The sequence below is a fragment of the Pseudomonas cistanchae genome (genome assembly GCF_054483635.1).
On record NZ_JBTLWN010000003.1, the window covers coordinates 75,944 to 101,664 of the forward strand.

30 protein-coding genes are annotated in these 25,721 nt (G+C 61.7%); 14 read left to right on the forward strand and 16 right to left on the reverse strand.

Annotated elements, in window-relative coordinates; translation table 11 throughout:
* The first annotated feature begins 53 nt into the window (after window positions 1–53).
* From ACX0MV_RS10345 to ACX0MV_RS10355, 3 genes are all read left to right on the forward strand, one after another.
* Entirely contained in the window at window positions 54–650 is a 597-nt protein-coding gene (locus tag ACX0MV_RS10345) for a cysteine hydrolase family protein (protein WP_458982425.1), read from the forward strand.
* 109 nt (window positions 651–759) lie between these two features.
* Window positions 760–1,080, forward strand: coding sequence for a hypothetical protein (locus tag ACX0MV_RS10350; RefSeq protein ID WP_458982426.1), 321 nt, complete (start codon window positions 760–762; stop codon window positions 1,078–1,080).
* Between the two features lie 64 nt (window positions 1,081–1,144).
* Window positions 1,145–1,717, forward strand: coding sequence for a Smr/MutS family protein (locus ACX0MV_RS10355; RefSeq protein WP_458982427.1), 573 nt, complete (start codon window positions 1,145–1,147; stop codon window positions 1,715–1,717).
* 10 nt (window positions 1,718–1,727) lie between these two features.
* Here the strand turns inward: ACX0MV_RS10355 and ACX0MV_RS10360 are convergent, their stop codons facing one another.
* Window positions 1,728–2,279 (reverse strand): carboxymuconolactone decarboxylase family protein, encoded by a 552-nt coding sequence (locus ACX0MV_RS10360; RefSeq protein WP_458982428.1) that lies wholly within the window; start codon window positions 2,277–2,279, stop codon window positions 1,728–1,730.
* An 85-nt stretch (window positions 2,280–2,364) separates the two neighbouring features.
* Between ACX0MV_RS10360 and ACX0MV_RS10365 the strand changes: the two genes are divergently transcribed.
* Together ACX0MV_RS10365 and folE are read left to right on the forward strand one after the other, a co-directional pair.
* The gene (locus ACX0MV_RS10365) at window positions 2,365–2,706 is read left to right on the forward strand and encodes a winged helix-turn-helix transcriptional regulator (RefSeq protein ID WP_458982429.1); all 342 of its coding nucleotides are present in this window, start codon (window positions 2,365–2,367) and stop codon (window positions 2,704–2,706) included.
* A gap of 76 nt (window positions 2,707–2,782) precedes the next feature.
* On the forward strand, window positions 2,783–3,331 hold the full coding sequence (folE, locus tag ACX0MV_RS10370) for a GTP cyclohydrolase I FolE (protein ID WP_458982430.1): 549 nt from the start codon (window positions 2,783–2,785) through the stop codon (window positions 3,329–3,331).
* A gap of 64 nt (window positions 3,332–3,395) precedes the next feature.
* Here the strand turns inward: folE and ACX0MV_RS10375 are convergent, their stop codons facing one another.
* Window positions 3,396–3,626, reverse strand: coding sequence for a DUF3820 family protein (locus ACX0MV_RS10375; protein ID WP_458982431.1), 231 nt, complete (start codon window positions 3,624–3,626; stop codon window positions 3,396–3,398).
* Between the two features lie 139 nt (window positions 3,627–3,765).
* Here ACX0MV_RS10375 and ACX0MV_RS10380 point away from each other — a divergent pair, with 139 nt between their 5' ends.
* Complete coding sequence (locus ACX0MV_RS10380) at window positions 3,766–4,137, forward strand: glutathione S-transferase N-terminal domain-containing protein (protein WP_458982432.1); 372 nt, start codon at window positions 3,766–3,768, stop codon at window positions 4,135–4,137.
* A 42-nt stretch (window positions 4,138–4,179) separates the two neighbouring features.
* On the opposite strand, the gene ACX0MV_RS10385 is transcribed toward ACX0MV_RS10380, so the two are convergent.
* The 7 genes from ACX0MV_RS10385 to ACX0MV_RS10415 all read right to left on the reverse strand — a co-directional run bounded on the left by ACX0MV_RS10385 (window position 4,180) and on the right by ACX0MV_RS10415 (window position 10,589).
* Entirely contained in the window at window positions 4,180–5,781 is a 1,602-nt protein-coding gene (locus ACX0MV_RS10385; protein ID WP_458982433.1) for a M28 family metallopeptidase, read from the reverse strand.
* Between the two features lie 251 nt (window positions 5,782–6,032).
* Window positions 6,033–6,353 (reverse strand): copper-binding protein, encoded by a 321-nt coding sequence (locus ACX0MV_RS10390; RefSeq protein WP_458982434.1) that lies wholly within the window; start codon window positions 6,351–6,353, stop codon window positions 6,033–6,035.
* A gap of 20 nt (window positions 6,354–6,373) precedes the next feature.
* The gene (locus ACX0MV_RS10395) at window positions 6,374–6,871 is read right to left on the reverse strand and encodes a cupredoxin domain-containing protein (RefSeq protein WP_458982435.1); all 498 of its coding nucleotides are present in this window, start codon (window positions 6,869–6,871) and stop codon (window positions 6,374–6,376) included.
* 12 nt (window positions 6,872–6,883) lie between these two features.
* A complete protein-coding gene (locus ACX0MV_RS10400) occupies window positions 6,884–8,296 on the reverse strand; it encodes a multicopper oxidase family protein (protein WP_458982436.1) in 1,413 nt (470 codons plus the stop codon).
* 16 nt (window positions 8,297–8,312) lie between these two features.
* A complete protein-coding gene (locus ACX0MV_RS10405) occupies window positions 8,313–9,692 on the reverse strand; it encodes a TolC family protein (protein WP_458982437.1) in 1,380 nt (459 codons plus the stop codon).
* A 37-nt stretch (window positions 9,693–9,729) separates the two neighbouring features.
* Complete coding sequence (locus ACX0MV_RS10410) at window positions 9,730–10,050, reverse strand: hypothetical protein (RefSeq protein ID WP_458982438.1); 321 nt, start codon at window positions 10,048–10,050, stop codon at window positions 9,730–9,732.
* Between the two features lie 122 nt (window positions 10,051–10,172).
* Window positions 10,173–10,589, reverse strand: a complete 417-nt coding sequence (locus ACX0MV_RS10415) for a hypothetical protein (protein WP_458982439.1) — start codon at window positions 10,587–10,589, stop codon at window positions 10,173–10,175.
* Window positions 10,590–10,701: 112 nt separating this feature from the next.
* Here ACX0MV_RS10415 and ACX0MV_RS10420 point away from each other — a divergent pair, with 112 nt between their 5' ends.
* The 7 genes from ACX0MV_RS10420 to ACX0MV_RS10450 all read left to right on the forward strand — a co-directional run bounded on the left by ACX0MV_RS10420 (window position 10,702) and on the right by ACX0MV_RS10450 (window position 17,372).
* Window positions 10,702–11,103, forward strand: a complete 402-nt coding sequence (locus ACX0MV_RS10420) for a hypothetical protein (protein WP_458982440.1) — start codon at window positions 10,702–10,704, stop codon at window positions 11,101–11,103.
* Window positions 11,104–11,247: 144 nt separating this feature from the next.
* Window positions 11,248–12,087: an AraC family ligand binding domain-containing protein gene (locus ACX0MV_RS10425; protein ID WP_458982441.1), complete on the forward strand. Its 840-nt coding sequence runs from the start codon at window positions 11,248–11,250 to the stop codon at window positions 12,085–12,087.
* 51 nt (window positions 12,088–12,138) lie between these two features.
* Window positions 12,139–12,756 (forward strand): LysE family translocator, encoded by a 618-nt coding sequence (locus tag ACX0MV_RS10430; protein ID WP_458982442.1) that lies wholly within the window; start codon window positions 12,139–12,141, stop codon window positions 12,754–12,756.
* Between the two features lie 158 nt (window positions 12,757–12,914).
* On the forward strand, window positions 12,915–13,775 hold the full coding sequence (locus ACX0MV_RS10435; RefSeq protein WP_458982443.1) for a metal-dependent hydrolase: 861 nt from the start codon (window positions 12,915–12,917) through the stop codon (window positions 13,773–13,775).
* 4 nt (window positions 13,776–13,779) lie between these two features.
* Window positions 13,780–14,814: a phosphatidylglycerol lysyltransferase domain-containing protein gene (locus ACX0MV_RS10440; RefSeq protein ID WP_458982444.1), complete on the forward strand. Its 1,035-nt coding sequence runs from the start codon at window positions 13,780–13,782 to the stop codon at window positions 14,812–14,814.
* Between the two features lie 45 nt (window positions 14,815–14,859).
* Entirely contained in the window at window positions 14,860–15,915 is a 1,056-nt protein-coding gene (locus ACX0MV_RS10445) for a fatty acid desaturase (RefSeq protein WP_458982445.1), read from the forward strand.
* A gap of 593 nt (window positions 15,916–16,508) precedes the next feature.
* A complete protein-coding gene (locus ACX0MV_RS10450) occupies window positions 16,509–17,372 on the forward strand; it encodes a LysR family transcriptional regulator (RefSeq protein WP_458982446.1) in 864 nt (287 codons plus the stop codon).
* Between the two features lie 40 nt (window positions 17,373–17,412).
* Here the strand turns inward: ACX0MV_RS10450 and ACX0MV_RS10455 are convergent, their stop codons facing one another.
* From ACX0MV_RS10455 to ACX0MV_RS10480, 6 genes are all read right to left on the reverse strand, one after another.
* Window positions 17,413–18,486 (reverse strand): HPP family protein, encoded by a 1,074-nt coding sequence (locus ACX0MV_RS10455; RefSeq protein ID WP_458982447.1) that lies wholly within the window; start codon window positions 18,484–18,486, stop codon window positions 17,413–17,415.
* A gap of 163 nt (window positions 18,487–18,649) precedes the next feature.
* Window positions 18,650–18,868 (reverse strand): hypothetical protein, encoded by a 219-nt coding sequence (locus ACX0MV_RS10460; protein ID WP_458982448.1) that lies wholly within the window; start codon window positions 18,866–18,868, stop codon window positions 18,650–18,652.
* On the reverse strand, window positions 18,868–20,304 hold the full coding sequence (ccoN, locus tag ACX0MV_RS10465) for a cytochrome-c oxidase, cbb3-type subunit I (protein ID WP_458982449.1): 1,437 nt from the start codon (window positions 20,302–20,304) through the stop codon (window positions 18,868–18,870). Before ccoN ends, ACX0MV_RS10460 begins: the two co-directional genes overlap by 1 nt.
* Window positions 20,305–20,624: 320 nt before the next feature.
* The gene (locus tag ACX0MV_RS10470; protein ID WP_458982450.1) at window positions 20,625–22,580 is read right to left on the reverse strand and encodes a UvrD-helicase domain-containing protein; all 1,956 of its coding nucleotides are present in this window, start codon (window positions 22,578–22,580) and stop codon (window positions 20,625–20,627) included.
* A gap of 122 nt (window positions 22,581–22,702) precedes the next feature.
* Window positions 22,703–23,305: a glutathione S-transferase family protein gene (locus ACX0MV_RS10475; protein WP_458982451.1), complete on the reverse strand. Its 603-nt coding sequence runs from the start codon at window positions 23,303–23,305 to the stop codon at window positions 22,703–22,705.
* 34 nt (window positions 23,306–23,339) lie between these two features.
* The gene (locus ACX0MV_RS10480; protein ID WP_458982452.1) at window positions 23,340–24,497 is read right to left on the reverse strand and encodes an aminotransferase-like domain-containing protein; all 1,158 of its coding nucleotides are present in this window, start codon (window positions 24,495–24,497) and stop codon (window positions 23,340–23,342) included.
* A 102-nt stretch (window positions 24,498–24,599) separates the two neighbouring features.
* Between ACX0MV_RS10480 and ACX0MV_RS10485 the strand changes: the two genes are divergently transcribed.
* Window positions 24,600–25,055 (forward strand): MarR family winged helix-turn-helix transcriptional regulator, encoded by a 456-nt coding sequence (locus tag ACX0MV_RS10485; protein ID WP_458982453.1) that lies wholly within the window; start codon window positions 24,600–24,602, stop codon window positions 25,053–25,055.
* Here the strand turns inward: ACX0MV_RS10485 and ACX0MV_RS10490 are convergent.
* Window positions 25,052–25,696, reverse strand: coding sequence for a hypothetical protein (locus ACX0MV_RS10490; RefSeq protein WP_458982454.1), 645 nt, complete (start codon window positions 25,694–25,696; stop codon window positions 25,052–25,054). The two genes, ACX0MV_RS10485 and ACX0MV_RS10490, sit on opposite strands and share 4 nt — an antisense overlap.
* Between the last annotated feature and the right edge of the window lie 25 nt (window positions 25,697–25,721).

The following is a 25,721-nucleotide window of genomic DNA, read 5'->3' on the forward strand; positions in this document are numbered from 1 at the left end:
AGCGGCAGGGGCGGACAATGGCCCGAGTCGTCCGCCTACGCGAGGAGCCTTTCATGTCCCATCCGCACACCATGTTCCAGCTAACCGGCCGCGGTCACGCGCCTGCCAGCCTGAGCAATGCGACCTTGCTGATCATCGACGCGCAGGAGGAATACCGCAGCGGCGTTCTGCAACTGCCGGGCCTAGATGCGGCGCTGGAAGAAATCGCCAAACTGCTGGCAGGTGCGCGTGCCCTGGGCAGTTCGATCATCCATATCAGGCATATGGGCATCCCCGGCGGCCTGCTCGACCCCAGCGGCCCGCGCGGCGGCCACTTGCCGGAAGTGGCGCCACTGCCTGGCGAAGTCGTGGTGCAGAAACGCCTGCCGAATGCTTTCGCCGGCACCGAGCTGCATGACCGCCTACAGGCGATGGGTCACCTGGACCTGATCGTCTGCGGCTTCATGAGCCATTCCAGCGTCAGCTCCACCGTGCGCGCCTGCAAGGATTACGGTTATCGCTGCACCCTGGTGGACGCCGCCTGCGCGACCCGTGACTTGCCGACGGCGGAAGGCGGGGTAATTGCCGCTGCGGACATGCACCGGGCCGAAATGATCGCCCTCGCCGACAACTTTGCTACGCTGGTAGCGCGCGCCAGCTCGCTGCTTTGAGCATCCGGGCGGCGCCGGCTGCTCGCAACGCCGGGTTTAATCCGGGCAGCGCCAGGAACCCCACCGCGACCTGTGGGTCATACCGCCGATACCCACAGAGGAAATCGGAATGAAGTCATCCGATGGTTTTGATGCTCGCCGCCTGCGTCCACGCGGCCCCCGCAACTGGCGCATGCGCCTTGCAGCCGCGCTCGCGGCACTGTTTGCCTGCTTTGGAATTTTATTGGCGATGGCCGGTACAGCCACCCTGCTCGGCCGTCCCGCCTCACTCGGCGCCCTGAATGATTCGCCAGTCGCCGCCGTGGTTCTGGTGGCGCTGGGTGTGTTGCTGCTGTGGATTGGCATCATCGGCTGGCGCCTGTTCCGCCGTCGCATGCGCCGCACCAGCGACCTCAACATGGCCCCGCACCTGATGAAGAAACGCAACTGATCACACCCCACGGCAGTCAGCGCCTGCCGCCTTGGTTACACTAGCGGCCTTCGCGGAGGCCACTATGCAAGACGACCCTAAAGACGATGACGAAAGCGCACTGTTCAAAGCCGAGCTGCGCGGCGTCAAACCGATCAAGCACGACCGCGCCGACACCGGCAAACCCAAACCAAACCGTGCGCAACTGGCCACCCTGCGCCAGGCGGCCACGGCGCGGGTGGATTCGGTCAAGGTTGACGGCCTGTCTGATCAGTTCGTTATCGACGTTGGCGCCGAAGATCCGCTGTACTGGGCAGCCAACGGCGTGCAGGAAGGCCAGATGCGCAAGCTCAAGCTGGGCCAGATCAGCTTCGAGGGGAGCCTCGACCTGCACGGCATGACCGTGGAAAAAGCCCGCGACACGCTCTGGGAATTCATTGCCGAAGCCAACAAGCTGGAAGTGCGTTGCGTGCGCATCACCCATGGCAAGGCCGTGCGCATGGACGGGCGCAAACCGATGATCAAAAGCCACGTCAACACCTGGCTGCGCCAGCACCCGCAAGTGCTGGGCTTTACCTCATGCCTGGCCAAACATGGTGGCACCGGCGCGGTGTACGTGATGCTCAAGCGCACCATGATGGACGGCCGCGACGAATAAACTGCGTTTGTTAGCGGTGCGGGAAACGCGGCGTGTTGGCCTCGTGCTCGACGCGCAGGCCGTTCACCATGAACGCCACCGCATGATAGAACCCCACCAGCATCAGGCATTCGATCAGTTGGTCCTCGCGGAAATGCTCGCTGAGCCGCTGCCACAACCCGTCGTCCACTGTCGAACCAGCGTGCAGGCTGTCGGCCAGGGCCAAAAGCGCCTGTTCTTCAGCGCTCCATAGGCTTGCGTCAGGGCTGGCAGCGCAGGTATTGGCAAGTTGTTGCGCGCTGAAGCCGGCCTTGCCGTTGAACACCGCCACATGCACGCCCCATTCGTACTCCGCATCGCAGAGAGCCGTGGTGCGCAGGATCAGCAACTCGCGTTCACGCACGCTGATGCTGCCGGGGTCGAGCAAGCCGCCAGCGAGGAAACGCTGCAAAACCCGCGGGTTATGCGCCATGCTGCGAAACAGCTTTAGCGGCGGTACGCCGGGCGGCATTATGCGATCGAACGCTGCTTGAATCTCGGGCGCAAAAGGCGGTGGCGCGGGTTGAATGCGTGGGTTGTTCATAGGCAAATCTCCCATCGAACGTAAGCTACGGAAAAAGTAGCAAAGCCACTGTAGTTCGCTACTAAAAAAGAAGCAAGGAGATCGAATGAGTAGTGCAAAACCTGGCCAGCGGGTTCGTGGCTCCAGCAGCGGCAGGCCGATCATGGCCTTGCTCGACCTGCTCGGCAGGCGCTGGAGCCTGCGTGTCCTGTGGGAGCTGCACCAGGCGCCGGCGAACTTTCGCGAGCTGCAAAGCCGCTGCGAAGGCTTGTCGCCCTCGGTGCTCAACACCCGCCTGAGCGAATTACGTGACGCTCGATTGCTGGATAACGGCGAGCGTGGCTATCAGCTTTCGCCGCTGGGCGTCGAGCTGATCGACAAGTTCCTGCCACTGACACTCTGGGCCGAACACTGGGCCAGCAATCTCGAAGTACCGACGGAAAACTGAGGCGATCTCTTGCCAGCCCGACGGCAGCACCCTACCCTGCGCCTCTGTTTATATCCGTCAGTGCCTCAGGAAGATCATGTCCCTGGAACAGAACTACAGCGCGATTCTCGGTCAACTCGGCGAGGACGTGTCCCGCGAAGGCTTGCTCGATACCCCCAAACGCGCCGCCAAAGCCATGCAGTACCTGTGCCGCGGCTACCAGCAAACCCTGGAAGAAGTTACCAACGGTGCGCTGTTCAGCTCCGATGCCAGCGAGATGGTGGTGGTGAAGAACATCGAGCTGTATTCGCTGTGCGAACACCATCTGCTGCCTTTTATCGGCAAGGCGCATGTCGCCTACATTCCCAGCGGCAAGGTACTTGGCCTGTCGAAAGTCGCACGCATCGTCGACATGTATGCGCGCCGCCTGCAGATTCAGGAAAACCTCAGCCGGCAGATCGCCGAAGCGATTCAGCAGGTCACCGGTGCGCTCGGCGTCGCTGTGGTCATCGAAGCCCAGCACATGTGCATGATGATGCGCGGTGTCGAGAAGCAGAACTCCTCGATGGTCACCTCGGTGATGCTCGGCGAATTCCGTGAAAACGCGGCCACCCGCAGCGAGTTCCTCAGCCTGGTCAACAATTGACCGACTGATCAGCGATAAAGAACCGGCCTTGTGCCGGTTTTTTTCCGGCTGTAGAGCTGCCAGGCTACTTGAAAGGTGCGCGCGGCCTGGTTCGCAACGGGTCGAGCAAAGACGCCAGCCCGTTGTGATCGATTTCCTGCATCAACGCCAGGAGCCGGCCAATTTCCCCGGCGGGAAAGCCTTCGCGAGCGAACCAGTTGAGGTAATTGCCCGGCAGGTCTGCAAGCAGACGACCCTTGTATTTACCAAAGGGCATTTCTCGGGTCACCAGCAATTGCAGGTCTTCAGGTTTCATTCGCTACTCGATGGCGCGCCGTGGAAGGTATGAATTATGCCCAATCGAGGCGCCGAGCAGCAGGGTTGCCACCCACGCGCAGAGAGCAAAGTCGGGTAAGCTGCGCGCCCTCATTCGTTCACTCAAGGTTTGCTTCAGCATGATTATCAAGGCACTCAGGATCGGCCTAGGCCAGTTGATCGTCTTTCTCGACTGGATCAGCCGTCCGGCCAAACTCAAGCGCAGCCCCACCGCTCAGGCCGCAGTCGATCAAGCCGCCAGCGGGCTGGCGCTGTATCAATTTCATGGGTGTCCGTTCTGTGTAAAAACCCGGCGTACCTTGCACACACTTAATGTGCCGGTCGCATTGCGCGACGCCAAGAACGATGAGCAGCATCGACAAGCGCTGCTGGAGCAAGGCGGCAAGATCAAGGTGCCGTGCCTGCGGATCGAAGAAAATGGTCAGAGCACCTGGATGTACGATTCCAAGGTCATCATTGCTTACTTGAACGAGCGTTTCGCGTCCGTGTGAAAAGTCACTGCGCCAGGTGCCCTGGCGCAGTGAACTCAGGCCTTACTTGATGAAGTCATGGCCCCAACGGTTGACGTCACGTACCGACTGCTGCTGACGCAGGGTCGCGCGCGCCTCTGCGGTCGCGGCGATTTCGTCATCGATGATCTTGGTCGACATTGACAACCAGCTGGTTGCGAACGCAATCGCGTCACCGTGCAGCTCCAGCGCCTCGATATTGATGTTGGTCATGTCATCACAGGCACTGTGGTAGCACGGATCGTACGGTTGGTTGGCCGCTCCACCGTAGTTCTGCGCCTGCTCTTCGGTTTTGATACCTTCCGCGCCCGTGAACAGGCCACCGAACGGAATGCCTTCTTCGAAGAACTGTGCATAGTCGGAGCGGAAGTCGATTTCCGTACCTTCAGACGGCGCGCCGCGCAGATGGAAGTACGCCTGGAACAGACGCTCGATGGCGCCCGAGCCCGGAGGGCCCATCAGGTCGAAGCTCGAACCGTCACCGTCATAGATGAAGTTCGCGGAGTTAGGCGAACCGATCATGTCGATGTTGAGGTAGGCCTTGATCTTCGCCTTTTCGGCGTCAGGCAGCTCGCTGGCGTAGAAGGTCGAGCCGACCAGGCCGGACTCTTCGGCGCCCCACCAGGCGAACCGCACCTGATTGACCGGCCGCGCTTTGCTCATCAGCACCGCCATTTCCAGCAGCGCAGCGCTGCCCGAGCCGTTGTCGTTGATGCCGGCGCCTTCGGCAACCGAATCCAGATGCGCGCCGACCATGACCACATTGTCGGCGTTGCCGCGACGGGTTTGCGCGATCACGTTGTGGGTCTCGGTGCGCGAGCGCTCAACGTCCGCCACCATGCGAACCTGCACGCCCTCGGTGCCCACCCAGCCAGCGCCGATGTCGTAGGTGGTGAACAGCACTGGAATGCCGCCTGCGTAGGTGTCACCCAGGGTGGCGTTCATCAGGCCCTTACGGTCCTCGGTGTCGCCCTGGTTGAACACGATGACCCCTGACGCCCCAGCTGCCGCAGCGTTTTCGGCCTTGATCTGGAAGGCGCAGGTACCGCGCTGCAGCAAGGCAATCGAGCCACTCGGGAAGCCTTCGAAGTCTTCCACTTCGCAACCGCTGCTGGAGGTGTTGCCTGCACCCAGGGCGACATCCACGGCAACCACCGGGGCGGTCACGTCGCCGGCTTCGGTCTGCGACAGGTAGGTGAAGTCCTCTTCCCAGGTGAAGTCGACCGGCTGCGGCGTTAACGCGCTCAGCGTGCCTGGCCCTTTCGGCTCATAGGAGGTGAACGGGAATGCCTGGATGGTCACCTTGTATCCAGCGCGTTCAAGGGTGGAACGGACATAATCCACCGAGGCCTGGTAGCCCGGCTGCGCCGCGGCGCGGTTACCACCATTGGTGGTGGCGATGTCTTCAAGCTTCTGCAGGCGCGTCACCACATTGGTGGCGTGCATGCAACGCGGTAAGCCGATCGGCGTGCTCACCAGCAGCGGCGATTTGCAGGCCGAGGCATCGTATTTGCCTGGGGTCCAGAAATCGTTGTAGAGCTGACTTTCAGGTGATGCCAGTGCGGCTGAGGAAGCGGCCAATGCTAGAGATCCAACTACCCGACGAACATTGTTCTTTTTCTTCATGGGAAATCATCCTTGGACGAATATTTGTTGTAGGCAGGCCGTCTGTGGCGTTCGCCACTGTCCCCTACAGCGCTCAGCGGACGCGACCATGAGCACTTGACTCGTCATTTCCCGTTTCGGTTCTGGCTGTTTTTCAAAATATTGCTGCACTTGGTCGGATTTGTGGGCTTCGTCAAAAGATCGAGCAATTTGCAGCGAACTGCGCCGTATTGGTCTAAGCGGGCCGCTTCAGCAGCCCGGCAGAAACCGCTCTATTGCGCCACTTGTACCTCGGTAACGACAAATTTGCTGCCCTCTTGCTGAGCAACGAAGTTCACCTTGTCGCCTACCATCAAACCGTCCAGCAGTGCGTCGTCGGCAACCTGAAAGACCATCGTCATCGGCGGCATGCCGAGATTGACGAGGGGGCCATGGCGCAGCGTGAGCTTCTGATTGACCACATCGACTTTGCGCACTTCCCCCTGGCTCATGGCAGCGGCCCTATGGGCGGCTGACGGCATTTCATGCTGGCTGGCGAGCGCAGTGCAGGCCAGGGTGCCGCCCAGAACCAGCGCGATGAGTAACTTTTTCATGTCGTTCTCCTTTTGGTTGATTACTCGACTACACGAATCCGGCCGACCATGCCGGCCTGGTAGTGGCCGGCGATCAGACAGGCGAAATCGAAGTCGCCGGCACGGTTGAAGGTCCAGATGATCTCGCCACTCTGCCCCGGCCCGACATGGGCCATATAGGGCTCGTCATGCTGCATGCCCGGAAACTTGACCATCATCGCCGCGTGCGCATCCAGATCCGCCTGAGTCCCCAGGACGAACTCATGCAGCAACTTGCCCTGGTTGCGGTGTACAAAGCGGATTGTCTCGCCCTGCTTGACCTCAAGTTGGTCGGGGCTAAAGCGCATCTGGTCGCTCATGCCTATTTCGATGGTGCGGCTGACCTGCTCAAGGTCACCGGCAATACCCCAGGGTTTCTGCTCTTTGACTACGTCAGCGCTGTGCTGCGCAGTGTGTTGTTCGCTATGGGCCAGCACGGGGCCGCTAAGCAGCAAGCCCGCCAGGGCGAATGCCAACGGCAAATAAGCTGTCTGTTGCATGGGTCTACCTCCTCAATGGCCAGCATGGCCGCTAGGTTTACGCACTTGCACTTCGACCGGCTCGCCAGGCGGCTGCTTGAGCGGCATCGACTGCCCGCCGGCCTCGCTTGAACGCGCCGGCTTGGCCAACTCCCCTTGCCACTCATAGGCCACAGTGCCGGCCGGGTGCTTGAACCAGCCTGGGTTGCGGTAATCACCTGGCGCTTGGTCCTTACGTACCTTGAGCACAGTAAACATGCCGCCCATTTCCACCGACCCGAAGGGGCCGTCACCGGTCATCATCGGTGCGGTGTTGTCCGGCAGCGGCATCTGCATTTCCGCCATATCCGCCATGCCGCGTTCGCCCATGACCATGTAATCGGGGATCAGCTTGGCGACCTTGCGGGTCATCTCGCGGTGATCGACACCAATCAGCGTCGGCACGTCATGGCCCATGGCATTCATGGTGTGGTGGCTCTTGTGGCAGTGCAGGGCCCAGTCGCCCTCCTCATCGGCAAGGAACTCAACCTGACGCATCTGCCCCACCGCGATATCCGTGGTCACCTCCGGCCAACGCGAGCCCACTGGCGTCGGCCCTCCATCGGTACCGGTCACCTCGAACTCGTGGCCATGCAGGTGGATCGGGTGGTTGGTCATGGTCAGGTTGCCGACGCGCAGGCGCACCTTGTCGTTCTTACGCACCACCAGCGGGTCGATGCCAGGGAAGATGCGACTGTTAAAGGTCCACAGGTTGAAGTCGAGCATGGTCATGATCTTCGGCGTGGCCGCCCCGGGCTCGATGTCGTAGGCGTTAAGCAGAAAGCAGAAATCCCGATCCACTTCGCTAATCAGTGGGTGGTGCTCCTTAGGATGGGTGACCCAGAAGCCCATCATGCCCATCGCCATTTGCACCATCTCGTCAGCATGCGGGTGGTACATAAAGGTGCCGGGGCGGCGCGCGACGAACTCGTAGACAAAGGTCTTGCCCACCGGAATCGCCGGCTGGGTCAGCCCGGCGACGCCATCCATACCGTTGGGCAGACGCTGACCGTGCCAGTGGATGCTGGTGTGTTCAGGCAGCTTGTTAGTAACGAAGATGCGCACCCGGTCGCCCTCCACTACCTCGATGGTCGGCCCCGGCGACTGGCCGTTATAGCCCCACAAATGGGCCTTGTAGCCCGGCGCCAATTCGCGCACTACCGGCTCTGCGACCAGATGGAACTCCTTGACGCCGTTGTTCATCCGCCACGGCAGGGTCCAGCCGTTGAGGGTGACCACCGGGTTATAGGGCCGGCCGTTCTGCGGTTGCAGCGGCGGCTGGGTGTCGGCGCTGCCCTGGGACACCGCCTCAGGTATGCCGGCCAGGGATACCCGGCTGACCGCCGAGGTGGCGACAGCGGCAGTAATCGCGCTGGCACCGAGGAAGAAATCACGTCGTGAAACCATGGAAAATAGTCCTTGATCAGTGCCCGGCGGGCTCGTCGGTGGCCGCCATAGCCGGCGTACTTTGTGACAAGCGGGGCGATGACAGACTGGGCGCGCCCAACAGGGCCATATCCAGATCGGCTTTGGCGATCCAGAAGTCGCGCTGCGCCTGCAAATAGCCATCGACCGCGAGGATTTGTTTGCGCGCATCTGCCAGCAGCTCGAAGGTGCTGATAAACATGCCGTTGTATTGCAGGACATTTTCCTCGGCGATACGCGCGCGCAGCGGCAACACCTCATCGCGGTAATGCCGGGCAATGTCATGGCTGGCCTGGTAACCCAGATAGGCCTCACGCACCTGCGAGCGCGCGTTGATCGCCGTGGCGGCGGCGCGATTAAGCATCTGCCGGTACTGCGCCTCGGCCTTGGCCACCTTGGCCCCACTCCAGTCGAACAGCGGCAAGTCGACGCTGATCTCGTAGCCACGCTGGGTCGGTTCCTCATTGGAGCGGTTATTCACTACGCCCAGCTCCAGCACGTTGATGAAACGAGTGGTCTTGCTCAGTCCCAGGTTGCTGGCCAGCCGCTCGGCGTCCAGGCGCACGGCCTGGATATCCAGACGCTGAGCCATGGCCAGGCGCTCGACATCCGGCAACTGCTCAGGCTTAGCCGGTAACTCGGGCAAGCGCTCGGGCAAGCGGAAATCGATCTGCTCGCCCCACAAGCCGAGCAAGCGGGTCAGTTGCTCGCGGCTCTGCACCCGGGCCTGTTCAGCGCGGATCAGGTTCAGCCCCGCATCGGCATAGAAGCTTTGCTCCTGGGCGCGCTGCAAGGTGCTGTAGTTGCCCACTGCGGCCAGCCGCCTGGCCAGCTCGGCAGAGACTTCAGCCGACTCCATCACCTGGCCCATAAAGCCCAAACTCTCCTGCGCCGCCACCGCGCGGTACCAAGCTTTGCGCGTCTGGCTGGCCAGCTCGAACAACACCAGGCTGGTCTGCCGCTGCATCTGCTCGAAGCGCTTGGCCTCCATGCCGGAGGTCAGCGGCATGGCAATCAGCCGCGCCAGATTGATATGCAGGCCGCGCTCGTATTCCACCTCGCTGCCCTTCTCCAAACGCCCGAAGGAAAAGCCCGGATTGGGGATACGCCCGGCCTGCACGCGCTCGGCTTCACTGATGCCCAGCGCATCGAAGCTTGCCTGCAAATCGCGGTTATTCAGCAAGGCAACCTGCACCGCGGCATCCACCGTCAGCGGCTCGGCCAGCAACTCGGCAACCCGTTCGGCCACCTGGCTGCGCTGCTCCGGGGTTTTCACCCAGGTCACCTGTTTGTCCAACTGCGCCTGGCTGGCCTGCTCGACCTGAGTAAAACCACCATCCTGGCTAAAGCTGACGCAGCCGCTCAGTAGAACAGCCATTGCGCAAAGCCCGACGCGGCTCGTCATGCCACTCGATTTAGTGATGGCCATGGTGCGCCTCCATGGGCTTGGTCGGCGGCTGCGCCGGGATTGCCTGGGTGTCGGGCTCCTGGGCATACGGCTCTTGGGCATAGGTGCGCCAGCCACCGATCCGGCCGACCAGCTCATTGGCCTCGCGCCAGTCGTGCAGCGGCTGCTCGCTAAAACCCTGATAGGCCTTGAGTGGCGATTGATAGTGCAGAGCCGGCGTGGCGGCCTGGGCGTCCAGCGGGTCGGGCGACTCGGCCCAGCTGCCGACCGGCAGCAGCCATGCCAGGCAGATAAACGCCTGCCGGCGGGCAAACAGAAAATGCTTCATCGAAGAGTCTCGCGTGCAGCGGCGTTGCCTGCAGCGCGCAGACAAACACCGACCAATAGCTAAATACGCGTTACGCAGGCCTGGGCAGCAACTGCGCCAGGTGCGTCAACGCACGGTTTGGCTTAGGCGAGAAACAGGCGTGGGGGTCTTTCGGGGGTTTCGGCGATAAAGCCGACAAACTGATCCAATCGCGCCAAAGACGGCTCGACCGCTTGCAGCGGAGAATTGCTGGCAACCACCGTGCTCAGGGCCACCGCACCGACACAAAAGGCGCAGAGGCTGCACAAGCTGTTATCGGCGGCAGACACGGACTTGCTGGAAGTGTCGCTGGCGTGATGTTCGCCATGGGCAGATGCCTCAGCCGGCTGAGCCATGACCATCGCGCCGGGATGATGCGCCGCCATTTGCGGATCAACTTGGGCCATCGCCCCGCTCTGCTGGGTTACCGCGCATAACTGCATACTGATGGCCGCCATGCTCTGCGCCGGGAGGGCGAGCATTAGCATCCAGATCAGAGCGGTACGCAGGGTTTTACGCATGGTGCGCGTGTGTCTTCAGCACAGTTGATGGGTCGGATTATCCACCCAATAAACCATTTGTCCATGCCCGAGCATGGGCAAATGCGCCCATAGCTGGCTATGATCGGAGCCCATGACCAGCACACCACCCTTGCGTCAACCCTGCCCACCCGGCGTCTGCGACTGCGGGCGCGAGCAGTTGCTGGAGAGTGCCGCCAGCGATGTGCGCATCCTGCTGCTCACGCGCATGGAGGAAAAGCGCCTGCTGGAGCGGCTGGAGAACCTTGAAAGCCTGGCGGACCTGGAGAAGCTGCAGCGGCGCATCTATGAGCAGCTCGGCGTGCGCGTCGCCATCGCCCCAGGCTTCAACGAAGTGCGCAGCATGCGCGGCATCGCGATTCAGATCGATGAGCTGCCAGGACTGTGCCGCAAAACCCGTCAGGCCATCCCCACTGCCATCCGCCGTGGTTTGGAAAAACGCCCGGAAATCGCTTACAGCCTGCTCAACGCCCACGACTTGCTGCGCGATGCGTGATCGAATGCCGGCACCAGGCCGACCGGTGGCTGGGATGCTCACTGGCGTAACAGGCCATGTGCCCGGCGCCATGCACAAATCTTCTAAACCGCTGGCGCCGTGCTGTGTAGTGTCGGGGATCAATCCCCGTCCCGCAGGTAGGCCATGAGCGCGCAGAACTGGATCGATGTCGCCCACGACCACGACACGGGCATCGAAACCTTGCGGGCCCATTTCGTCGGGCACGCCTATGACCCGCATTGGCACGACAGCTACCTGGTCGGCGTCACCGAGCAAGGCGTGCAGCAGTTCAATTGCCGGCGGGCCAGGCACCAGAGCACGCCGGGGCAGGTCTTTCATCTGGAGCCAGGGGATATTCACGACGGCGAAGCACCCATTGCCGATGGCTTCACCTACCGGATGCTCTACCTTGATCCGCGCTGGCTGGAACGGGAAATCGGCGCGCTGTTCGCCGAAGCGCCAGCCAATAGCCAGCTGAGCTTCGCCAGCACCCTGACCCACGACGCGCGCCTGGCCCAGGCCACCAGCGCGGCGTTCCACTGCCTGCACCATCGCGAAATGCGCATGCTGCGCCAAAGCGCGCTGGATGCATTGCTGACTCAGTTGACCGGGCACCTGCACTGGCGCCAGCGCTACCGCGATGACCCGCGGTTGCCGCAAGTGGCGCTGCGCGCGCGTGAATACCTGCACGCCAATATGCAGCAGGATATTGGCCTGGACGTTTTGAGCCAGGTCTGCGGAGTTGACCGTTTTCGTCTCAGCCGCGCGTTCAAGGCCGCCTTTGGCCTGGCCCCGCATGCCTACCTCGTGCAATTGCGTCTGGCTCACGCCCGGCGTCTGCTGGCAGCGGGAAGCCAACCGGTGGAAGTCGCCATGACGCTCGGCTTTGCCGATCAGAGCCACCTCGGCCGCTGGTTTCTCCGCGCTTACGGACTGACGCCTGCACACTACCGCGCGCGCTGCACGAAGCTTCCAGACGCGTAAGCGGTGGCAGCTGAAGATCGTCGCACTCGATCTTCATTGGAACATGCCGCCATGCTGCACGCCGTATACGACCTGCTGCCCTTTATGCTGTTCGCCTTTGTCGCCTCCATCACGCCGGGGCCGACCAATATCCTGCTGCTCAGCACTGGCGCCCGCCACGGCTTCAAGGCCACCGTGCCGGCCATTCTCGGCGCCTGCCTGGCCGCAGCCAGCATCGTGCTCGTCGTGGGCAGCGGCCTGGGTTACTCGCTGACGCAAGTGCCAGCCGTGCAAACGGCCATGCAATGGCTCGGCATTCTCTGGCTCAACCACATGGCATGGCAGCTGTTTCGCAGCCCCGTCGGCGACGGGGCCTCTCCCGCCACCGATAGCGACATGCCGCGCCTGGGGATCTTCGGAGCGGCCGGCCTGCAGCTGGTCAATCCGAAAACCTGGATGATGGCTATGGCGGTTGCCAGCGTATTTGCCGGCGACGGCAGCGAGCGGCAAAGCCAGATGCTGCACCTGTCGCTGCTGTTTCTGCTGATCGCCCTGCCCTGTCTCGGCGCCTGGGCCTTGCTGGGGGCTGGCTCCAGCCGTTGGCTGCGCTCGGCACTCGCCATGCGCCGCTTCAATCGCGGCATGGCGCTGTTGCTGCTGGTTTCGGCGTGGCTGAGTCTGTGGGTTTAATGCGCTTTTTTTGGCGACCCTGCAGCCTGCGATCGGATTTGCAATACACCATTCGGCCGATGTCTGCTAAACCCATCGTGTCCTAAGGTGCCTCGCGTCGGCACAAGCCGACGGCGCTGGCGCCTCTAAAAATAATAAGACAGCAGGAGAAAGGCTCGATGCTCGGTAACGCCACCGACTCACGGGAAACACTCTCTGCGCGACGGTTCAACGTTCGTTACGACGAACAGGAAACGCCGCGCATCTGGGTGAACGACGATGTCTTCCTCACCCATTGGCTCAACGCCTACTCGATGACCATTCCCGACGGTGAAACCTTTATCGTGCAGACGATCAAGAAGTTTCTCGAGCGCATCGAAGACCCGACGCTGCTTCAGCAGGCGCGGGGGCTGATTGGCCAGGAACTCTCCCATTCCCGCGGCCACGAGCAATTTCTCGATGCGCTGGAGCGCCAGGGTTTCAAGTTACGAACCTTCCGCCGCGTCACTCGCTTTATCTCGTTCAAGCTTCTCACGCCGACCTCGACACCACGGCAACAGCTCGCCTTCGTGGTCGGGGTGGAGCGCATCAACGAGCTGTTCGCCGAAATTACCCTGGGCAGCGGCAAACTGGCCCGGTGCGATGCCCATGCCCGCGCGTTGTACGAGTGGCACTTCGCCGAGGAAATCGAGCACAAGGCCGTCGCCTTCGACGTTTACAAGGCGGTCGAGGGCAATCGATTCTGGCTGGGCTACGGAGTGGTCATGGCCTACCTGGTCAACATGAGTTACCTGGCACTGGCCTGCGCCACCTTCCTGCGCCAGGACGGGCAGCTGTTTCGCATCGCCACCTGGCGCCGGGCGTTTCGCTACTTCTTCCGCGACGAGCGCTTTCTGCCGCGCATGACCCGGGGCTGCCTGGAGGTGCTCAAGCGCGACTTCCATCCCGCTCACAGCGACAACTACGCGCTGGCCGAACACGTCCTGAGCAGGCGGGTGATTCGCGTCGACATGGCCGAAACCCAGGCATCCGGGGGCTGAGCAGATGCAGCGTGCCTCCTCAGCGCTGGTCCACGACTTCGCCGCCCCGGTGTCGCATGCGCAGCTGTGGCGTTTGCTCACCCGCCACGGCAGCAGCGCCATGGCCTACTCCTCGCTGCAGCCCGGCGCCGCGCACTTCCTCGACGAGCAACTGGGCTACCTGGCGTATATCCCGATCAGGCATCCGCTCTACGCGCCGCGCGGCATGAACGTGGTCATCGGCGACCCTATCGCGGCGCCAGCCGACGTCGAACGCCTGCTCGATGCCTATCTGGCCGAAACCCGCGCAGCGTTGACGGTGTTTCTCGACATCGGCAGCACCTTCGCCGATGTGCTGAGCGCCCGCGGCTATCCGGTGAACGAGTTCGGCGTCAATTCAATGATCGACCTGCGCGGCTTCGACCTCGCTCTGCGCGGCAAGCAGTACAGCCACCTGCGCCGCTGGCGCAACAAGGCCCACGCCGAAGGCATCGAGGTCCACGAGGGACGCCTTGGTGAACTGGGCCGCGAGGAGCTGGGCGAACTCAACCGGGAATGGCTCGCGCGCAAAGGCGGCCACGACCTTGCCGGCCTGACCCGGCCGCTGGTGCTCGAGGATGAAGACGACGTTCGCTACTTCTGGGCTCGGCAACAGGGTCGCCTGCTCGCCCTGGCCGTGTTCGACCCGATGTACCGTGACGGGCGCATCACCGGTTACCTGCACAACGCGTCGCGGGCACTCAAGGACGCGCCGAACGGTACCAACGACGCCATCGTGCTTCACGCCATCGGCCAGTTCCAGGCCGAAGGCAAGGACATCCTCTCGCTGGGGCTGTCGCCCCTGGCACTGAAGAACGGCGAGCGCTACCCGCACAACCCCGTGGTGGCCTGGGCGTTCGATTTCATCTATCGCCGGTGCCCGTTCATCTACCCCTGCCAAGGCAATGTGTTTCACAAGGAAAAATACTGCGGCCGCCAGGAGGCCTCCTTTATCGCCGGCATACCGGCACTCAACCTCTACCACTTGCTGGGAATCCTCAAGGCGCTGCGGGCGCTGTAATGCAGGTCCCGCTGCCAACAGGCACGACATCACGAGGCACGGCCTATGTCTGTACAGAATTCGCATGAACGAACCATCCGCGCGCAGCTGCACGAACTGGCGCAACGCTACGCGGTGCCCCACCCTCTGCGCACAACCTGGCAGCTTGCGTCCACGCTGATTCCGCATTTCGCGCTGACCTACCTGATCTACCAGAACTGGAGCGGGCCGATCTGGATTACGGCCGCGTTGCTGCTGCTCAACAGCCTGTTCCTGTCGCGCACCTTCGTGCTGTTTCACGACGTCATGCACGGTTCGGCGTTCCGCTCCAAACGGGTAAGCGACGTGGTCGGCTCGCTGATGGGCCTGCTGATCTTCATGCCGGCCCACCACTGGCAGTACGAGCACAACTTCCACCACGGCAGCACCAACGACCTCTCCCGCACCGGCATCGGCGACATGCCGCTGCTCACCGTCCGCCAGTACCAGGCGCTCAGCCCAAGACGGCAGTTCTATTACCGGGTCCTACGCCATCCCTCCTTCCTGTTCAGCCTTCATGCGTTCTACAAGTTGCTGATCTTTACCCGTGTCGTCGCCGACAAGCGCTGGCCGCGCCATGTTCATCTGTCCGTGCACCTCACCAACCTGGCGCTGCTCGCCGCGGCGCTCGGGCTCTGGGCCACGGGCCTTGGCCTGGTGGTGCTGATTCAGCTGCTGAGCTACGCGCTTGGCACGCCGATCATGCTGTTTCTGTTCTACATCAATCACCACTTCGAACAGTCGAGCTGGTATCGAGCGGACGCCTGGAACTTCGTCGACAGCGCGCTGCATGGCTCCTCCATCTTTCTGTTCCCGCCGGTGTTGCGCTGGTTTTCCGCCAACATCGGCATTCACAACGTTCATCACCTCATGCCGCACATACCCAACTACCACCTGGAACGCTGCTGGAAGGACAACGACCTCTTCGCCAACTCCCACGTGATCCCCTTCTTCGAGGGCTTGAAAGCGATGCGACTCAGGCTGTGGGATGAGAGAACGGAGCGCTATGTGGGCAAGGAAGGTTATCGCTTCCCATCCGCTAGCGAAGCTGCTGATCCTGCTTCTGAAGCGTCTCCCGCGTAAGAATCGACAACGCGCGCACGATGACTCGACCCTGTTTGGATCGGCTCAAACAATCGGTACCGCTCAATGTACGGCGATGCAGGCAGGTGAACGATACGGAGCTCGTCGCTGAAATCCTGCAACAGGTCAGTGAGTTGCCCAGTTACGGTTACCGTCGGGTCTGGGATTGCTGCGCCGCACCCGTGAAACCCAGCTGCTGCCTGCGGGTTTACCGGGTTGTGCGTGATCATCGCCTTCTGCTTGAGCGCCGAATCAAGCAGCCCGGAGTGCCACGTCGCACCAAGGCGGTATTGCCGTGCAACCAGCGATACGCGGTAGTGCTCGAGTGGTGTTGAATTTTGTTGGGATGGCGGGCGAACCTGAGCGTGACCTTCGCCTTGGACTGTTGTGATCGAGAGGCCATCTGCTGGGTGACCAGTCAAGCAGATACGCACCTGCTCGCCAATGCTGCATGTTAGCCACGAACGATTGCATCAGCGCTTAACGCCCCCAATAGATGCGTTAAAAGACCAAGTGTGGCGGCGGTTTCTTCCCGCCTGGCAACAGGGTGAGGTGGCTATAATGCGGCCTCGAACCCGCCACTGGCCCAATCCATGGACATTGATCTCGCCCGCACCTTCCTCGAAATCGTCCGTGGCGGCAGCTTTATTGCAGCGTCCCAGCGCATGCACGTAACCCAAACCGCGATTACCGCGCGCATCCAGAACCTGGAGAGTCAGCTTGGCTGCAAACTGTTTGTGCGAAACCGCGCGGGGGCCAAACTGACCGCCGACGGTGAGGTTTTCGTCGTGCATGCCAACCATATGGTACTGACCTGGGAAGCCGCGCAACGGGATCTGCCCCTGGTCAAGGGCTATCACAATATTCTCCACGTAGGCGGCGAGGTCAGCCTCTGCAACCCGTTGATGCTCAACTGGGTACGGGCCTTGCGCGAGGGCATTAGCACCCATGCCGTGCGAGCAGACGTTGGCGATGCTCAGCGCCTGTTGCACCAGTTGGAAGTGGGCACTCTGGATGCGGCTCTGGTTTACCAGCCGAGCTATTGGCCAAGCCTGCAAGTCGAACAGTTGCTGGAAGAAAAACTGATCCAGGTTTACCTACCCGCCAATCCAGAGCCGTATATCTACATTGACTGGGGCGAAGCGTTCCGCCGCCAGCACGATGCCGCAATGCCGGAAAAAGCCAAGGTATCCCTGGGTTTCAACCTTGGCCCATTAGCCTTGCAATACATCCTTGAACATGGCGGCAGCGGTTACTTTCGCACTCGCGTGGTGCAGAGCTACCTCGACAGTGGCGTCTTGGCGCGGGTGGAGAAAGCACCAGAGTTCAGCTATCCGACCTACCTGGTGTATTCCCGCGAACGGGATTCAGCGGTGCTGCAGCAAGCTTTTGCCCTGCTACGCGAAGTTGTCAGAAGCGATACGGACTGGTCCCAGCGCTGGGACCCAATGATCTGATCCACACACGCCGGGGATGACCGGCCGCAATAACCGGATTTCAGCCCAGATGGGCGATCAGGTCTCGGTGCAAGGCCGTAATCAGATCCGTCTGGGTCACGATGCCCACGAGTTCGCCCTCCTCCACTACCGGCAAACAATGCAGCCCCATGCTCGACAGCAGTGGGATCAGCTCGACCACATGGGTATCGCTGTCCGTCGAGATCGCCGGCTGGCTCATCACCCGGTTGACAGGCATGTTGCCACGCCCAGGAAACTTGAGCCGGCGAGCCCTGCGTGAATGACCGAGCAAGTCAGTCAGGCTGACCACGCCGACCAGTCGCCGCTGCTCGTCAAGCACCGGCAGGCTGCGTACATGGTGGTGCTCGAATAGACGCAGCGCCTGGCGCAATGTGGTGTGCGGCGTCACGCTGCGCACATCCAGGGACATGATCTGCCGGGCGCGGATATTACCCATGCTGCGCCGCAGCGCGTATTTCTCGGTGGTACGGATAAGCTGCTCTAAATCCTCGCGGGTCACGTCGATAAACTCACCCATATCTTCCAGGGCATGATCGAGGTCGCCGGCAGTAATACCGACGCGCTCCTGCGGCGTCAGGTCTTCGGTATTGTGCGGTTTGCCGGCAGGCACAGCGTGTGCCCGTGGATAGCGCACCCGGCTCAGATTGTTGTACAGCAAGGCACAGGCCAGCAAACAACAAGCGTTGAGCATCACCGGGTAGATGATTTGCCAATCCAGGCCGCGAATATGCCCATCACCGATGGCCACGCAAAACGCCACCGCGCCACCCGGCGGGTGCAGGCAGCGCAGCGGGCACATGAGGATCAGGGCCAAACCGACCGCAGCACTGGCACTAAGCAGAGAACTGCCAGTGAAATGCACAACTGATAGAGCCACCACCGTCGCCGTGAAGTAGCTGCCGATAATCGACCAGGGCTGCGCCAGCATCCCGGAGGACACCGCGAACAACAGCACCGCCGAGGCCCCCAGCGGGCCGACCAATTGCGCGGCCACCGTGGGGCCGAACAACTGATGACAGAGCCAGGTAGTCAACAACACGCCCAGCCCCGCACCCATCCCGCCACGTAGCCACTCGCGGGGATGCGTGTTCATCGACTGAGGGACGAAAGCGTGGAGACAGTTCAGCAGCGCAGAGCGGGGTTGTGTCATGGTTCTGTGCATCATGGGGTGAGAAAAAAGGGCTCACACGCGTAAGCCCTGAAGCGTGCCAAGGGGTCAGGCACGGGTCCCCTCCGTGGGTATGGAAACTCAGGATTCAGGCATCCCAGCTGCTCGCTCGCGGACACATCACTGGCTCTGCCAGCGGCTCCACTACCCGTTCGCAGACGCGTCCGGTGGCGGCAGTCATGTTGCGCGCCGCCAGTGCGTCATCGGCGAAAGGCAGCAGTGCGGCTTGCTCCAGCTCATCGCATGAGCTCAGACCGATGCAGTAATAAAGACCGCTGCAGAACACCACGAGTCCAAGAATAAACATCAGGCTTGCACTCCAATCGGCTCGTGTATGGCGCGTTCGCTGGAGCGGATGGTCATCCAGGTATTCCAGGCCATCAACAACATGCCACTGGCAAAGATCGCGCCGCCCACCAGCCGCACGATATAGCCTGGATGGCTGGCCTCAAGGGCCTCGACGAAGGAGTAAGTAAGGGTGCCGTCCTCATTGACCGCACGCCACATCAGGCCCTGGGTAATGCCGTTGACCCACATCGAGGCGATGTACAGCACGGTGCCCAGGGTTGCCAGCCAGAAGTGCGTGTTTATCAAGCCGATGCTGTACATCTGCTCGCGGTCATAGAGCTGGGGAATCATGTGATACAGCGTGCCGATGGAGATCATTGCCACCCAGCCCAAAGCCCCGGCGTGGACATGGCCAATGGTCCAGTCGGTGTAGTGCGACAGGGCGTTGACGGTCTTGATCGCCATCATCGGACCTTCGAAGGTCGACATGCCGTAGAACGCCAGCGAAACCACCAGAAAACGCAGGATCGGGTCGGTGCGCAACTTATGCCAGGCACCCGACAGCGTCATCATGCCGTTGATCATGCCGCCCCAGCTGGGTGCCAGGAGGATGATCGACATCGCCATACCCAGTGTCTGCGCCCAGTCCGGCAAGGCGGTGTAGTGCAGGTGGTGCGGGCCAGCCCAGATATACAGAGCAATGATGGCCCAGAAATGGACGATGGACAGCCGGTAGGAATAGATCGGCCGCGCCGCCTGTTTGGGCACGAAGTAATACATCATGCCGAGGAAACCCACAGACAGAATGAAGCCCACCACACTGTGCCCGTACCACCACTGGATCATTGCATCGGTGGCACCGGAATAGATCGAGTACGACTTCAGTAGGCTGACGGGAACCGACAGGTGATTGACCACATGCACCATGCCCGTGACGATGATGAATGCCCCGTAGAACCAGTTGCCGACATAGATGTGCTCAACCGTACGCCGCGCGATGGTGCCAAAGAACAGATAGGTATAAGCCAGCCAAACGATGGCCACCCACAGGGCTATCGGCCACTCCATCTCGGCATATTCCTTGGAGGTGGTGATGCCTAATGGATAACTCACCAGCATGGCCACGATTGCAGCTTGCCAGCCCCAGAACACGAAGCGCGCCAGGCCGTCGGAAACCAGCGAAGCCCGACTGGTGCGCTGCACCACATACAGCGAAGTAGCAAACAGCGCCCCGCCACCGAACGCAAAAATCACCAGATTGGTATGAATCGGTCGAATACGCCCGAAACTGGTCCAGGGCAGGCCGAAGTTCAGTTCCGGCCAGACCAGTTGCGCGGCGATAAACACGCCCATGGCCATGCCAAGAATGCCCCAGAGCAATGTCATCAGCGTGAACTGGCGGACAACTGCGTAGTTATAGGCAGGAGAAGGACGGGTATCGTCGGTAGCATTCATTATCAGAAGGTCCAAAGCACGGAATACGCGGCAAAGAAACCTGTCGACGCGATTTTGCAAAGCGATCACGTAGCCGCAGAGCGCTTACAAACAAGCTCGCTAGCGCGTGATACTGGCTTCTCGGTTAACAGGGGCGCGTAGTGTGCTGGGCCTTATATATAACAACAAACTAATAATATTAGGATTTTAGTTCACCATTAATGCACTAAAAGAATTCCATTTTCTGCCAACAGGCGTTCCTGCCACGCAATAAAGCCATGCCATGGGGCGATCTAGCTAATTTGCCAACGACATCGCAGCGCTGACATCGGGAGGTACTTCTATTTACCCCGTCCCGCCAGGATGCGCGTTGCTCCCTGGGTTTTCTGGCAATACCAGATCACGCGGCTGACCCCTCGGGTAATCGCGACGTAGGCCAGGCGCAGGCTCTCGTCCTGCATGGCCTGGTCGTAGCTGTTCTGGAAGAACCCCGAGTAAGCGTAGAGCGCATTGCGCAGCGGATGCGGCTCGGCCGGCATGCAGTCGTCGACGATGATCGCCACCTCGGCCTGCAGGCCCTTGGCGCGGTGAATGGTGTAGGCCTTGACCGGCAGTTTGGTGCCCCCCGGCCGTTCAGCCAGTTGTGCCTTGATCTGTTGCAGCGGCTCGTTGCGCCGACTGAGGATCAGCACCGCGGTCGGCTCGCGGCTGTTGCGGCTGGCGACATGCGCGCACTGGGCCTGTATTTCCCTGAGCAGCTCCGGCAACCGCGACTTGCAGTCGAAACCCGACACCAAGCGCACGCCATGATCGCCCACCTGCACAGCCTTGCAGGCCTGGCTGAGTTTCGCCTGTTTGTAGGCAACGCCTGCAAGCACCGCCTCGCCATCGCGGATGATCGGCTCGATGGAGCGGTAGTTAGTGGCCAGGGTCAGCACGGCACTGGCCTTCGCCCGACCCTTGCCCGGAAAGTGCTTGTCGAAGTCCATGAACAGCTCCGGCGAACTGCCGCGCCAGGCATAGATCGACTGCCAATCGTCGCCAATGGCCATCAGGCTGACCGCCTGGCCCTGGCGCACCTGGGCGCGGTGCACGGCCTGCAGCCACTGCACGATCTGCGGGGAGATATCCTGGAACTCATCGATCAGCACATGCTGCAGCGGCGCCAGCACTTCGCCCGCAATGCCCTGCGCGCCCGCATTCAGGCGCTCGGTCAGGGCGTGAAAGGCACCGTTGAAGGTCATCAGCCCCTCGGCGCGTAGGCAGCTTTCAAGGCTGCTCCAGAACAGCACCAGGGCTTCGATAAAGCAGCGTTCCTGGGCGGAGCAGGCCAATGCCTGGACCCGAATCTGATCGATGCGAATACCGATGCTTTCGATAAACCCGGCCTGGGCGTAGAACGCTTCGAATAGCGGCACGGCGTTGAACTCGCCCTGCAGTTTGAAACCATCCAGCGGCGCTTTGGGCACCCGCTTGGCGGGCGCATCAGACAGCGGTGGCGCAGGCAAACCCAGCAGACGGTGCACGCGCTCGCGAAACTCTGCCTGCTCGGCGTAACACTGCTGGTAGGCCTGTTGCAGCAAGCGCCGCTGCGCCGGGCGCAAACTCGCGGCGGTCAGCGGGTTATCCAGCTCGCCGGAGGCAGCCTGGCGGTCGTCAAGCTGCTCGAACCAACGAGGGCCACTCAACGCCTGACGGGCCATCACACCCATGGCCGAGTGGAAGGTGCGCACGCAGTGGCGAGCCTGGGCAGCATCGAAGGGATAGTGAAAAAACCGCAGCACCTTGAGCAACTGTTCGCGCAGCTGTGCGCAAGAAGCGTTGGTGAAGGAAATGACCGTCAACTGCTCGGGCTTGATGCCCAGATGGCAGAGCATGAACACCACCCGCAGCACCAGGGTGGTGGACTTGCCAGAGCCTGCGCCGGCGAAGATGCGGGTCAGTGGCTGGTCGGCGAGAATCATCGCCCACTGTTCGTCCGATGGCGCGCTGATCACCCTGGCCTTCGCCGCTTCGGCAACCTTGGCGCGCATGGCTTGCACCTGCGCTTCGGTAACCTTCAGCAGGCCTGAGCCGTAGATCGCGCCGGCGGTTTTCGTTCGGGGTTTGGCGGGTTTCTTGGCGCCGCCGGCCTTGGGCTTGCGCGCACCGGCCGCACCCTTGCTCTGGCGCGCACGGGGTTTGGCCTGGGCGGTGGCGGCTTCGCGTTCGGCTCGCAGGTAGGCGGTGGTCCGTGGAAAGTAGCGCGCCAGGGCTCCGGAAAGAAGCCGCTTGTAGCGCTCGACAGCAGATGACATGTAATCGCCCGAATGAGATAGGGCCTTGAATGATAAGTGCTTTTAGCCGTCGACAGGCAAGCGACCGACGAGACTGCTGACACCCTCAACAGGCGCCAGCAGCGGCGACGGGCGGCGCGCTGTCACTCCAGCATGCCGACGTGCTGCGGATGGCTGGCCACCCGCGCAAGCCAGGCGCGAATCGCCGGGTAGGCGCTGAGGTCGAAGCCACCTTCATCGGCCACGTGGGTGTAGGCATAAAGCGCGATATCGGCGATCGAATACTGCTCGCCAACCAGGTAAGACGTGCGCTGCAGCTGCTTCTCCATGACCTTCAAGGCCTTGTGTCCGCGTACGTGACAGGTGTGATATTCCTCGCGGCGCTCCTCGGGCATGCCCTGATACAGCTGGATAAACCGGGCCACCGCGACATAGGGTTCGTGGCTGTACTGCTCGAAAAACTGCCACTGCAATACTTGAGTGCGCAGGCGCGGCTCGCTCGGCAGGAACTCGCTGCCGTCGGCGAGGAAGTTGAGAATGGCATTGGACTCCCACAGGCAGGTGCCGTCTTCCAGCTCCAGCACCGGAATCTTGCCGTTGGGGTTTTTCGCCAGAAAGGCTTCGCTCTGGGTTTCGCTCTTGAGGATATCCACGGCCACCCACTCGTAGACGATGCCACGCAGGTGCAGCATCAGCTTGATCTTGTAGCAGTTGCCCGACCGGTAATCGCCGTAAACCTTGTACATATCACCCTCCTCCCGAATAGTTTGGAACCGGCAGCTAGCTCGCGTGCGCCTGACGAATCACCGCGGCCAGGCGCTTGAGGCCTTCGCTCAAGCGCTCCGGCGCCACGTGGCTGAAGTTAAGCCGCAAATGCCCGGGGTTGGCGTCCGGTTCGATAAAGAACGGTTCGCCCGGCATAAAGGCGACGTTCTGCGCCAGCGCCGGTTTGAGCAGCGTGCGGGTGTCCAGCGGCTGCTTAAGCGTCAGCCAGAAAAACAGCCCGCCCTGGGGAATCTGCCAATCGGCCAGGTCACTGAAATGCTCCTCCAGCACTGCCTGCATGGCATCGCGGCGGATACGGTAGAAGTCGCGCAGCTCGGCCAGATGGCCACGGTACTTTTCACTGCCCAGCCACTGCAGCGCCTGCCACTGGCCAATGCGGTTGGTGTGCAGGTCTGCCGACTGCTTGAGGCGCAGCAGGTAGGGGAACAGATCCGGGGTAGCGATCAGATAGCCGACCCGCAGGCCCGGCAGCAGGGTCTTGGACACGGTACCGGTGTAGATCCAGCTGGCTTTCTGCAGGCGGCTGACGATGGGCGTGGCGCTGCCGGCATCAAACACCAGCTCGCGGTAGGGTTCGTCTTCGATCAGGGTCACGCCGAACTCGTCCAGCAGCGCCGCCACGGCATCGCGCTTGGCTTCGCTGTAGCGCACCGCCGAAGGGTTCTGGAAGGTTGGAATCAGGTAGGCGAAGGCCGGCTTGTGGTTTTCCAGGCGCTGACGCAAGGCGTCGATCTGCGGGCCATCAGCCTCCTGCGGCACGGCGATGCAATCAGCACCGAACAGCTGGAACGCCTGCAATGCGGCCAGGTAGGTCGGCGCTTCGAGCAGCACTTCGGTGCCTGGGTCGATAAACAGCTTGCTGGCCAGGTCCAGGGTCTGCTGCGAACCGCTGACGATCAACACCTGACTGGCCTCGCACGGCACGCCGAGGGCACGGGCTTCAGCGGCAATCGCTTCGCGCAACGCCGGCTCGCCTTCGCTCATGCCGTACTGGCCCATGCTGGCCGGCATCTCGGCCCACTCGACCTTTGGCAGCATCGGTTCGGCCGGCAGGCCGCCGGCGAAGGACATCACCTCGGGGCGCTGCGCCGCGGCGAGGATTTCACGAATCAGGGAGCTTTTCAGGCGGGCAACGCGTTCGGAGAAGGCCATGCAGATCACCGGCAAATAAAAATAGGTCAAACTGTTTGACTGAAATACGCTTTCAGCGAAACTACGACACCGACAGCGAATACGTCAATAGGCTTGACCTTAATGCCTGATCTGAAAAACTTCACCACCCAGCAAACCGCCATGGAAGCCTTCTTTTTCGGCTACCAGGCGTTTACCGCCAAGGCCGACGAAATGCTCGCGCGCCGTGGCCTGTCGCGGGTGCACCACCGCATCCTATTCTTTATCGCCAAGTACCCGGGCCTGAGCATGAAGGAACTGCTCGGCTACCTAGGCGTGAGCAAGCAGGCGCTGAATACCCCGCTGCGCCAGCTGCTGGAAATGGGCCTGGTGGAAAGCCAGACCTCGGTGGACGACAAGCGTAAACGCCTGCTGGGTTTCACCGCGGAAGGCGCAAAGCTGGAATTGGCGCTGCGCCGCGAACAGGCCAAGTTGCTGCAGCGCGCGTTCGCCGAAGCGGGTGAGGATGCCGTCAGCGGCTGGCTGCAGGTCAATCAGGCACTCGGCAGCACCCGACAGCCCAGTGCCGATGCAGGCTAGGCGACCTGTCGCCGTTGCTCGGCGGCTGCCTGAAAAAACACCCATGCCGCTGCCACGCAGCCACCTATCAACGGCAGCATCGCCACCACCACCAGCACCACGGTCGCCAGCATGAAACCGCCGATCAGCTCCAGCCAGGCCATCAGCCTGAACGAGGGGTAGACGTTCTGCACCTGGCGCAGGCGAATGCCCATCCAGGTCACCAGTGCGCCGTTGATGGCAACTGCCGCAAAGTAGCCGAACGTCTGCCAGTTTAATTGCTCGAATACGTCCTCGCCCCAGAGCAGATCGAGCAGAACCAGCAGCAGGCTCGCTAGCACTACCGCCCAGACGGAGCGATGCAGGTTCTCGGCGGCAAACCGCTGCTCGGCAAAGCGCTTGAGTTGCAGCAGCAGGTAGCAGCCGAGCAGCGTCAGCAACGGCCCGAACCAGGTCGTGAACGTGTCCTCCAGCGCTGACTCGTCGCGGATGCTGGCGGTAAAGGCTAACCCCAGCACCAGCACGGAACCGAGCGCGTAGACCAGATTGAGGTACGCCATCAGTTGCAATCGCCCTGGGCTCCAGGCCTCGAGACGTTTGATGGCGTGCTCGTCCACCAGGCTGACTGTCGGGGCGGCGTAAGGGTTGTCGGGCTGAGCCATTGCGAATCCCTGCAGGTTGTCCATT

What these genes read in the sequence shown, in the direction of transcription:
- ACX0MV_RS10460 (WP_458982448.1), bottom strand. Translation starts at nt 18,868, where the DNA reads ATGTTTATTCTTGGACTCGTGGTGTTCTGCAGCGGTCTTTATTACTGC.
- ACX0MV_RS10430 (WP_458982442.1), top strand. Translation starts at nt 12,139, where the DNA reads ATGCTGCACGCCGTATACGACCTGCTGCCCTTTATGCTGTTCGCCTTT.
- ACX0MV_RS10380 (WP_458982432.1), top strand. Translation starts at nt 3,766, where the DNA reads ATGATTATCAAGGCACTCAGGATCGGCCTAGGCCAGTTGATCGTCTTT.
- ACX0MV_RS10375 (WP_458982431.1), bottom strand. Translation starts at nt 3,626, where the DNA reads ATGAAACCTGAAGACCTGCAATTGCTGGTGACCCGAGAAATGCCCTTT.
- ACX0MV_RS10480 (WP_458982452.1), bottom strand. Translation starts at nt 24,497, where the DNA reads ATGGCCTTCTCCGAACGCGTTGCCCGCCTGAAAAGCTCCCTGATTCGT.
- ACX0MV_RS10485 (WP_458982453.1), top strand. Translation starts at nt 24,600, where the DNA reads ATGCCTGATCTGAAAAACTTCACCACCCAGCAAACCGCCATGGAAGCC.
- ACX0MV_RS10420 (WP_458982440.1), top strand. Translation starts at nt 10,702, where the DNA reads ATGACCAGCACACCACCCTTGCGTCAACCCTGCCCACCCGGCGTCTGC.
- ACX0MV_RS10355 (WP_458982427.1), top strand. Translation starts at nt 1,145, where the DNA reads ATGCAAGACGACCCTAAAGACGATGACGAAAGCGCACTGTTCAAAGCC.
- ACX0MV_RS10395 (WP_458982435.1), bottom strand. Translation starts at nt 6,871, where the DNA reads ATGCAACAGACAGCTTATTTGCCGTTGGCATTCGCCCTGGCGGGCTTG.
- ACX0MV_RS10405 (WP_458982437.1), bottom strand. Translation starts at nt 9,692, where the DNA reads ATGGCTGTTCTACTGAGCGGCTGCGTCAGCTTTAGCCAGGATGGTGGT.
- ACX0MV_RS10400 (WP_458982436.1), bottom strand. Translation starts at nt 8,296, where the DNA reads ATGGTTTCACGACGTGATTTCTTCCTCGGTGCCAGCGCGATTACTGCC.
- ACX0MV_RS10345 (WP_458982425.1), top strand. Translation starts at nt 54, where the DNA reads ATGTCCCATCCGCACACCATGTTCCAGCTAACCGGCCGCGGTCACGCG.
- ACX0MV_RS10450 (WP_458982446.1), top strand. Translation starts at nt 16,509, where the DNA reads ATGGACATTGATCTCGCCCGCACCTTCCTCGAAATCGTCCGTGGCGGC.
- ACX0MV_RS10455 (WP_458982447.1), bottom strand. Translation starts at nt 18,486, where the DNA reads ATGAACACGCATCCCCGCGAGTGGCTACGTGGCGGGATGGGTGCGGGG.
- ACX0MV_RS10385 (WP_458982433.1), bottom strand. Translation starts at nt 5,781, where the DNA reads ATGAAGAAAAAGAACAATGTTCGTCGGGTAGTTGGATCTCTAGCATTG.
- ccoN (WP_458982449.1), bottom strand. Translation starts at nt 20,304, where the DNA reads ATGAATGCTACCGACGATACCCGTCCTTCTCCTGCCTATAACTACGCA.
- ACX0MV_RS10470 (WP_458982450.1), bottom strand. Translation starts at nt 22,580, where the DNA reads ATGTCATCTGCTGTCGAGCGCTACAAGCGGCTTCTTTCCGGAGCCCTG.
- ACX0MV_RS10410 (WP_458982438.1), bottom strand. Translation starts at nt 10,050, where the DNA reads ATGAAGCATTTTCTGTTTGCCCGCCGGCAGGCGTTTATCTGCCTGGCA.
- ACX0MV_RS10440 (WP_458982444.1), top strand. Translation starts at nt 13,780, where the DNA reads ATGCAGCGTGCCTCCTCAGCGCTGGTCCACGACTTCGCCGCCCCGGTG.
- ACX0MV_RS10415 (WP_458982439.1), bottom strand. Translation starts at nt 10,589, where the DNA reads ATGCGTAAAACCCTGCGTACCGCTCTGATCTGGATGCTAATGCTCGCC.
- ACX0MV_RS10390 (WP_458982434.1), bottom strand. Translation starts at nt 6,353, where the DNA reads ATGAAAAAGTTACTCATCGCGCTGGTTCTGGGCGGCACCCTGGCCTGC.
- ACX0MV_RS10360 (WP_458982428.1), bottom strand. Translation starts at nt 2,279, where the DNA reads ATGAACAACCCACGCATTCAACCCGCGCCACCGCCTTTTGCGCCCGAG.
- ACX0MV_RS10350 (WP_458982426.1), top strand. Translation starts at nt 760, where the DNA reads ATGAAGTCATCCGATGGTTTTGATGCTCGCCGCCTGCGTCCACGCGGC.
- ACX0MV_RS10490 (WP_458982454.1), bottom strand. Translation starts at nt 25,696, where the DNA reads ATGGCTCAGCCCGACAACCCTTACGCCGCCCCGACAGTCAGCCTGGTG.
- ACX0MV_RS10435 (WP_458982443.1), top strand. Translation starts at nt 12,915, where the DNA reads ATGCTCGGTAACGCCACCGACTCACGGGAAACACTCTCTGCGCGACGG.
- ACX0MV_RS10475 (WP_458982451.1), bottom strand. Translation starts at nt 23,305, where the DNA reads ATGTACAAGGTTTACGGCGATTACCGGTCGGGCAACTGCTACAAGATC.
- ACX0MV_RS10425 (WP_458982441.1), top strand. Translation starts at nt 11,248, where the DNA reads ATGAGCGCGCAGAACTGGATCGATGTCGCCCACGACCACGACACGGGC.
- ACX0MV_RS10445 (WP_458982445.1), top strand. Translation starts at nt 14,860, where the DNA reads ATGTCTGTACAGAATTCGCATGAACGAACCATCCGCGCGCAGCTGCAC.
- folE (WP_458982430.1), top strand. Translation starts at nt 2,783, where the DNA reads ATGTCCCTGGAACAGAACTACAGCGCGATTCTCGGTCAACTCGGCGAG.
- ACX0MV_RS10365 (WP_458982429.1), top strand. Translation starts at nt 2,365, where the DNA reads ATGAGTAGTGCAAAACCTGGCCAGCGGGTTCGTGGCTCCAGCAGCGGC.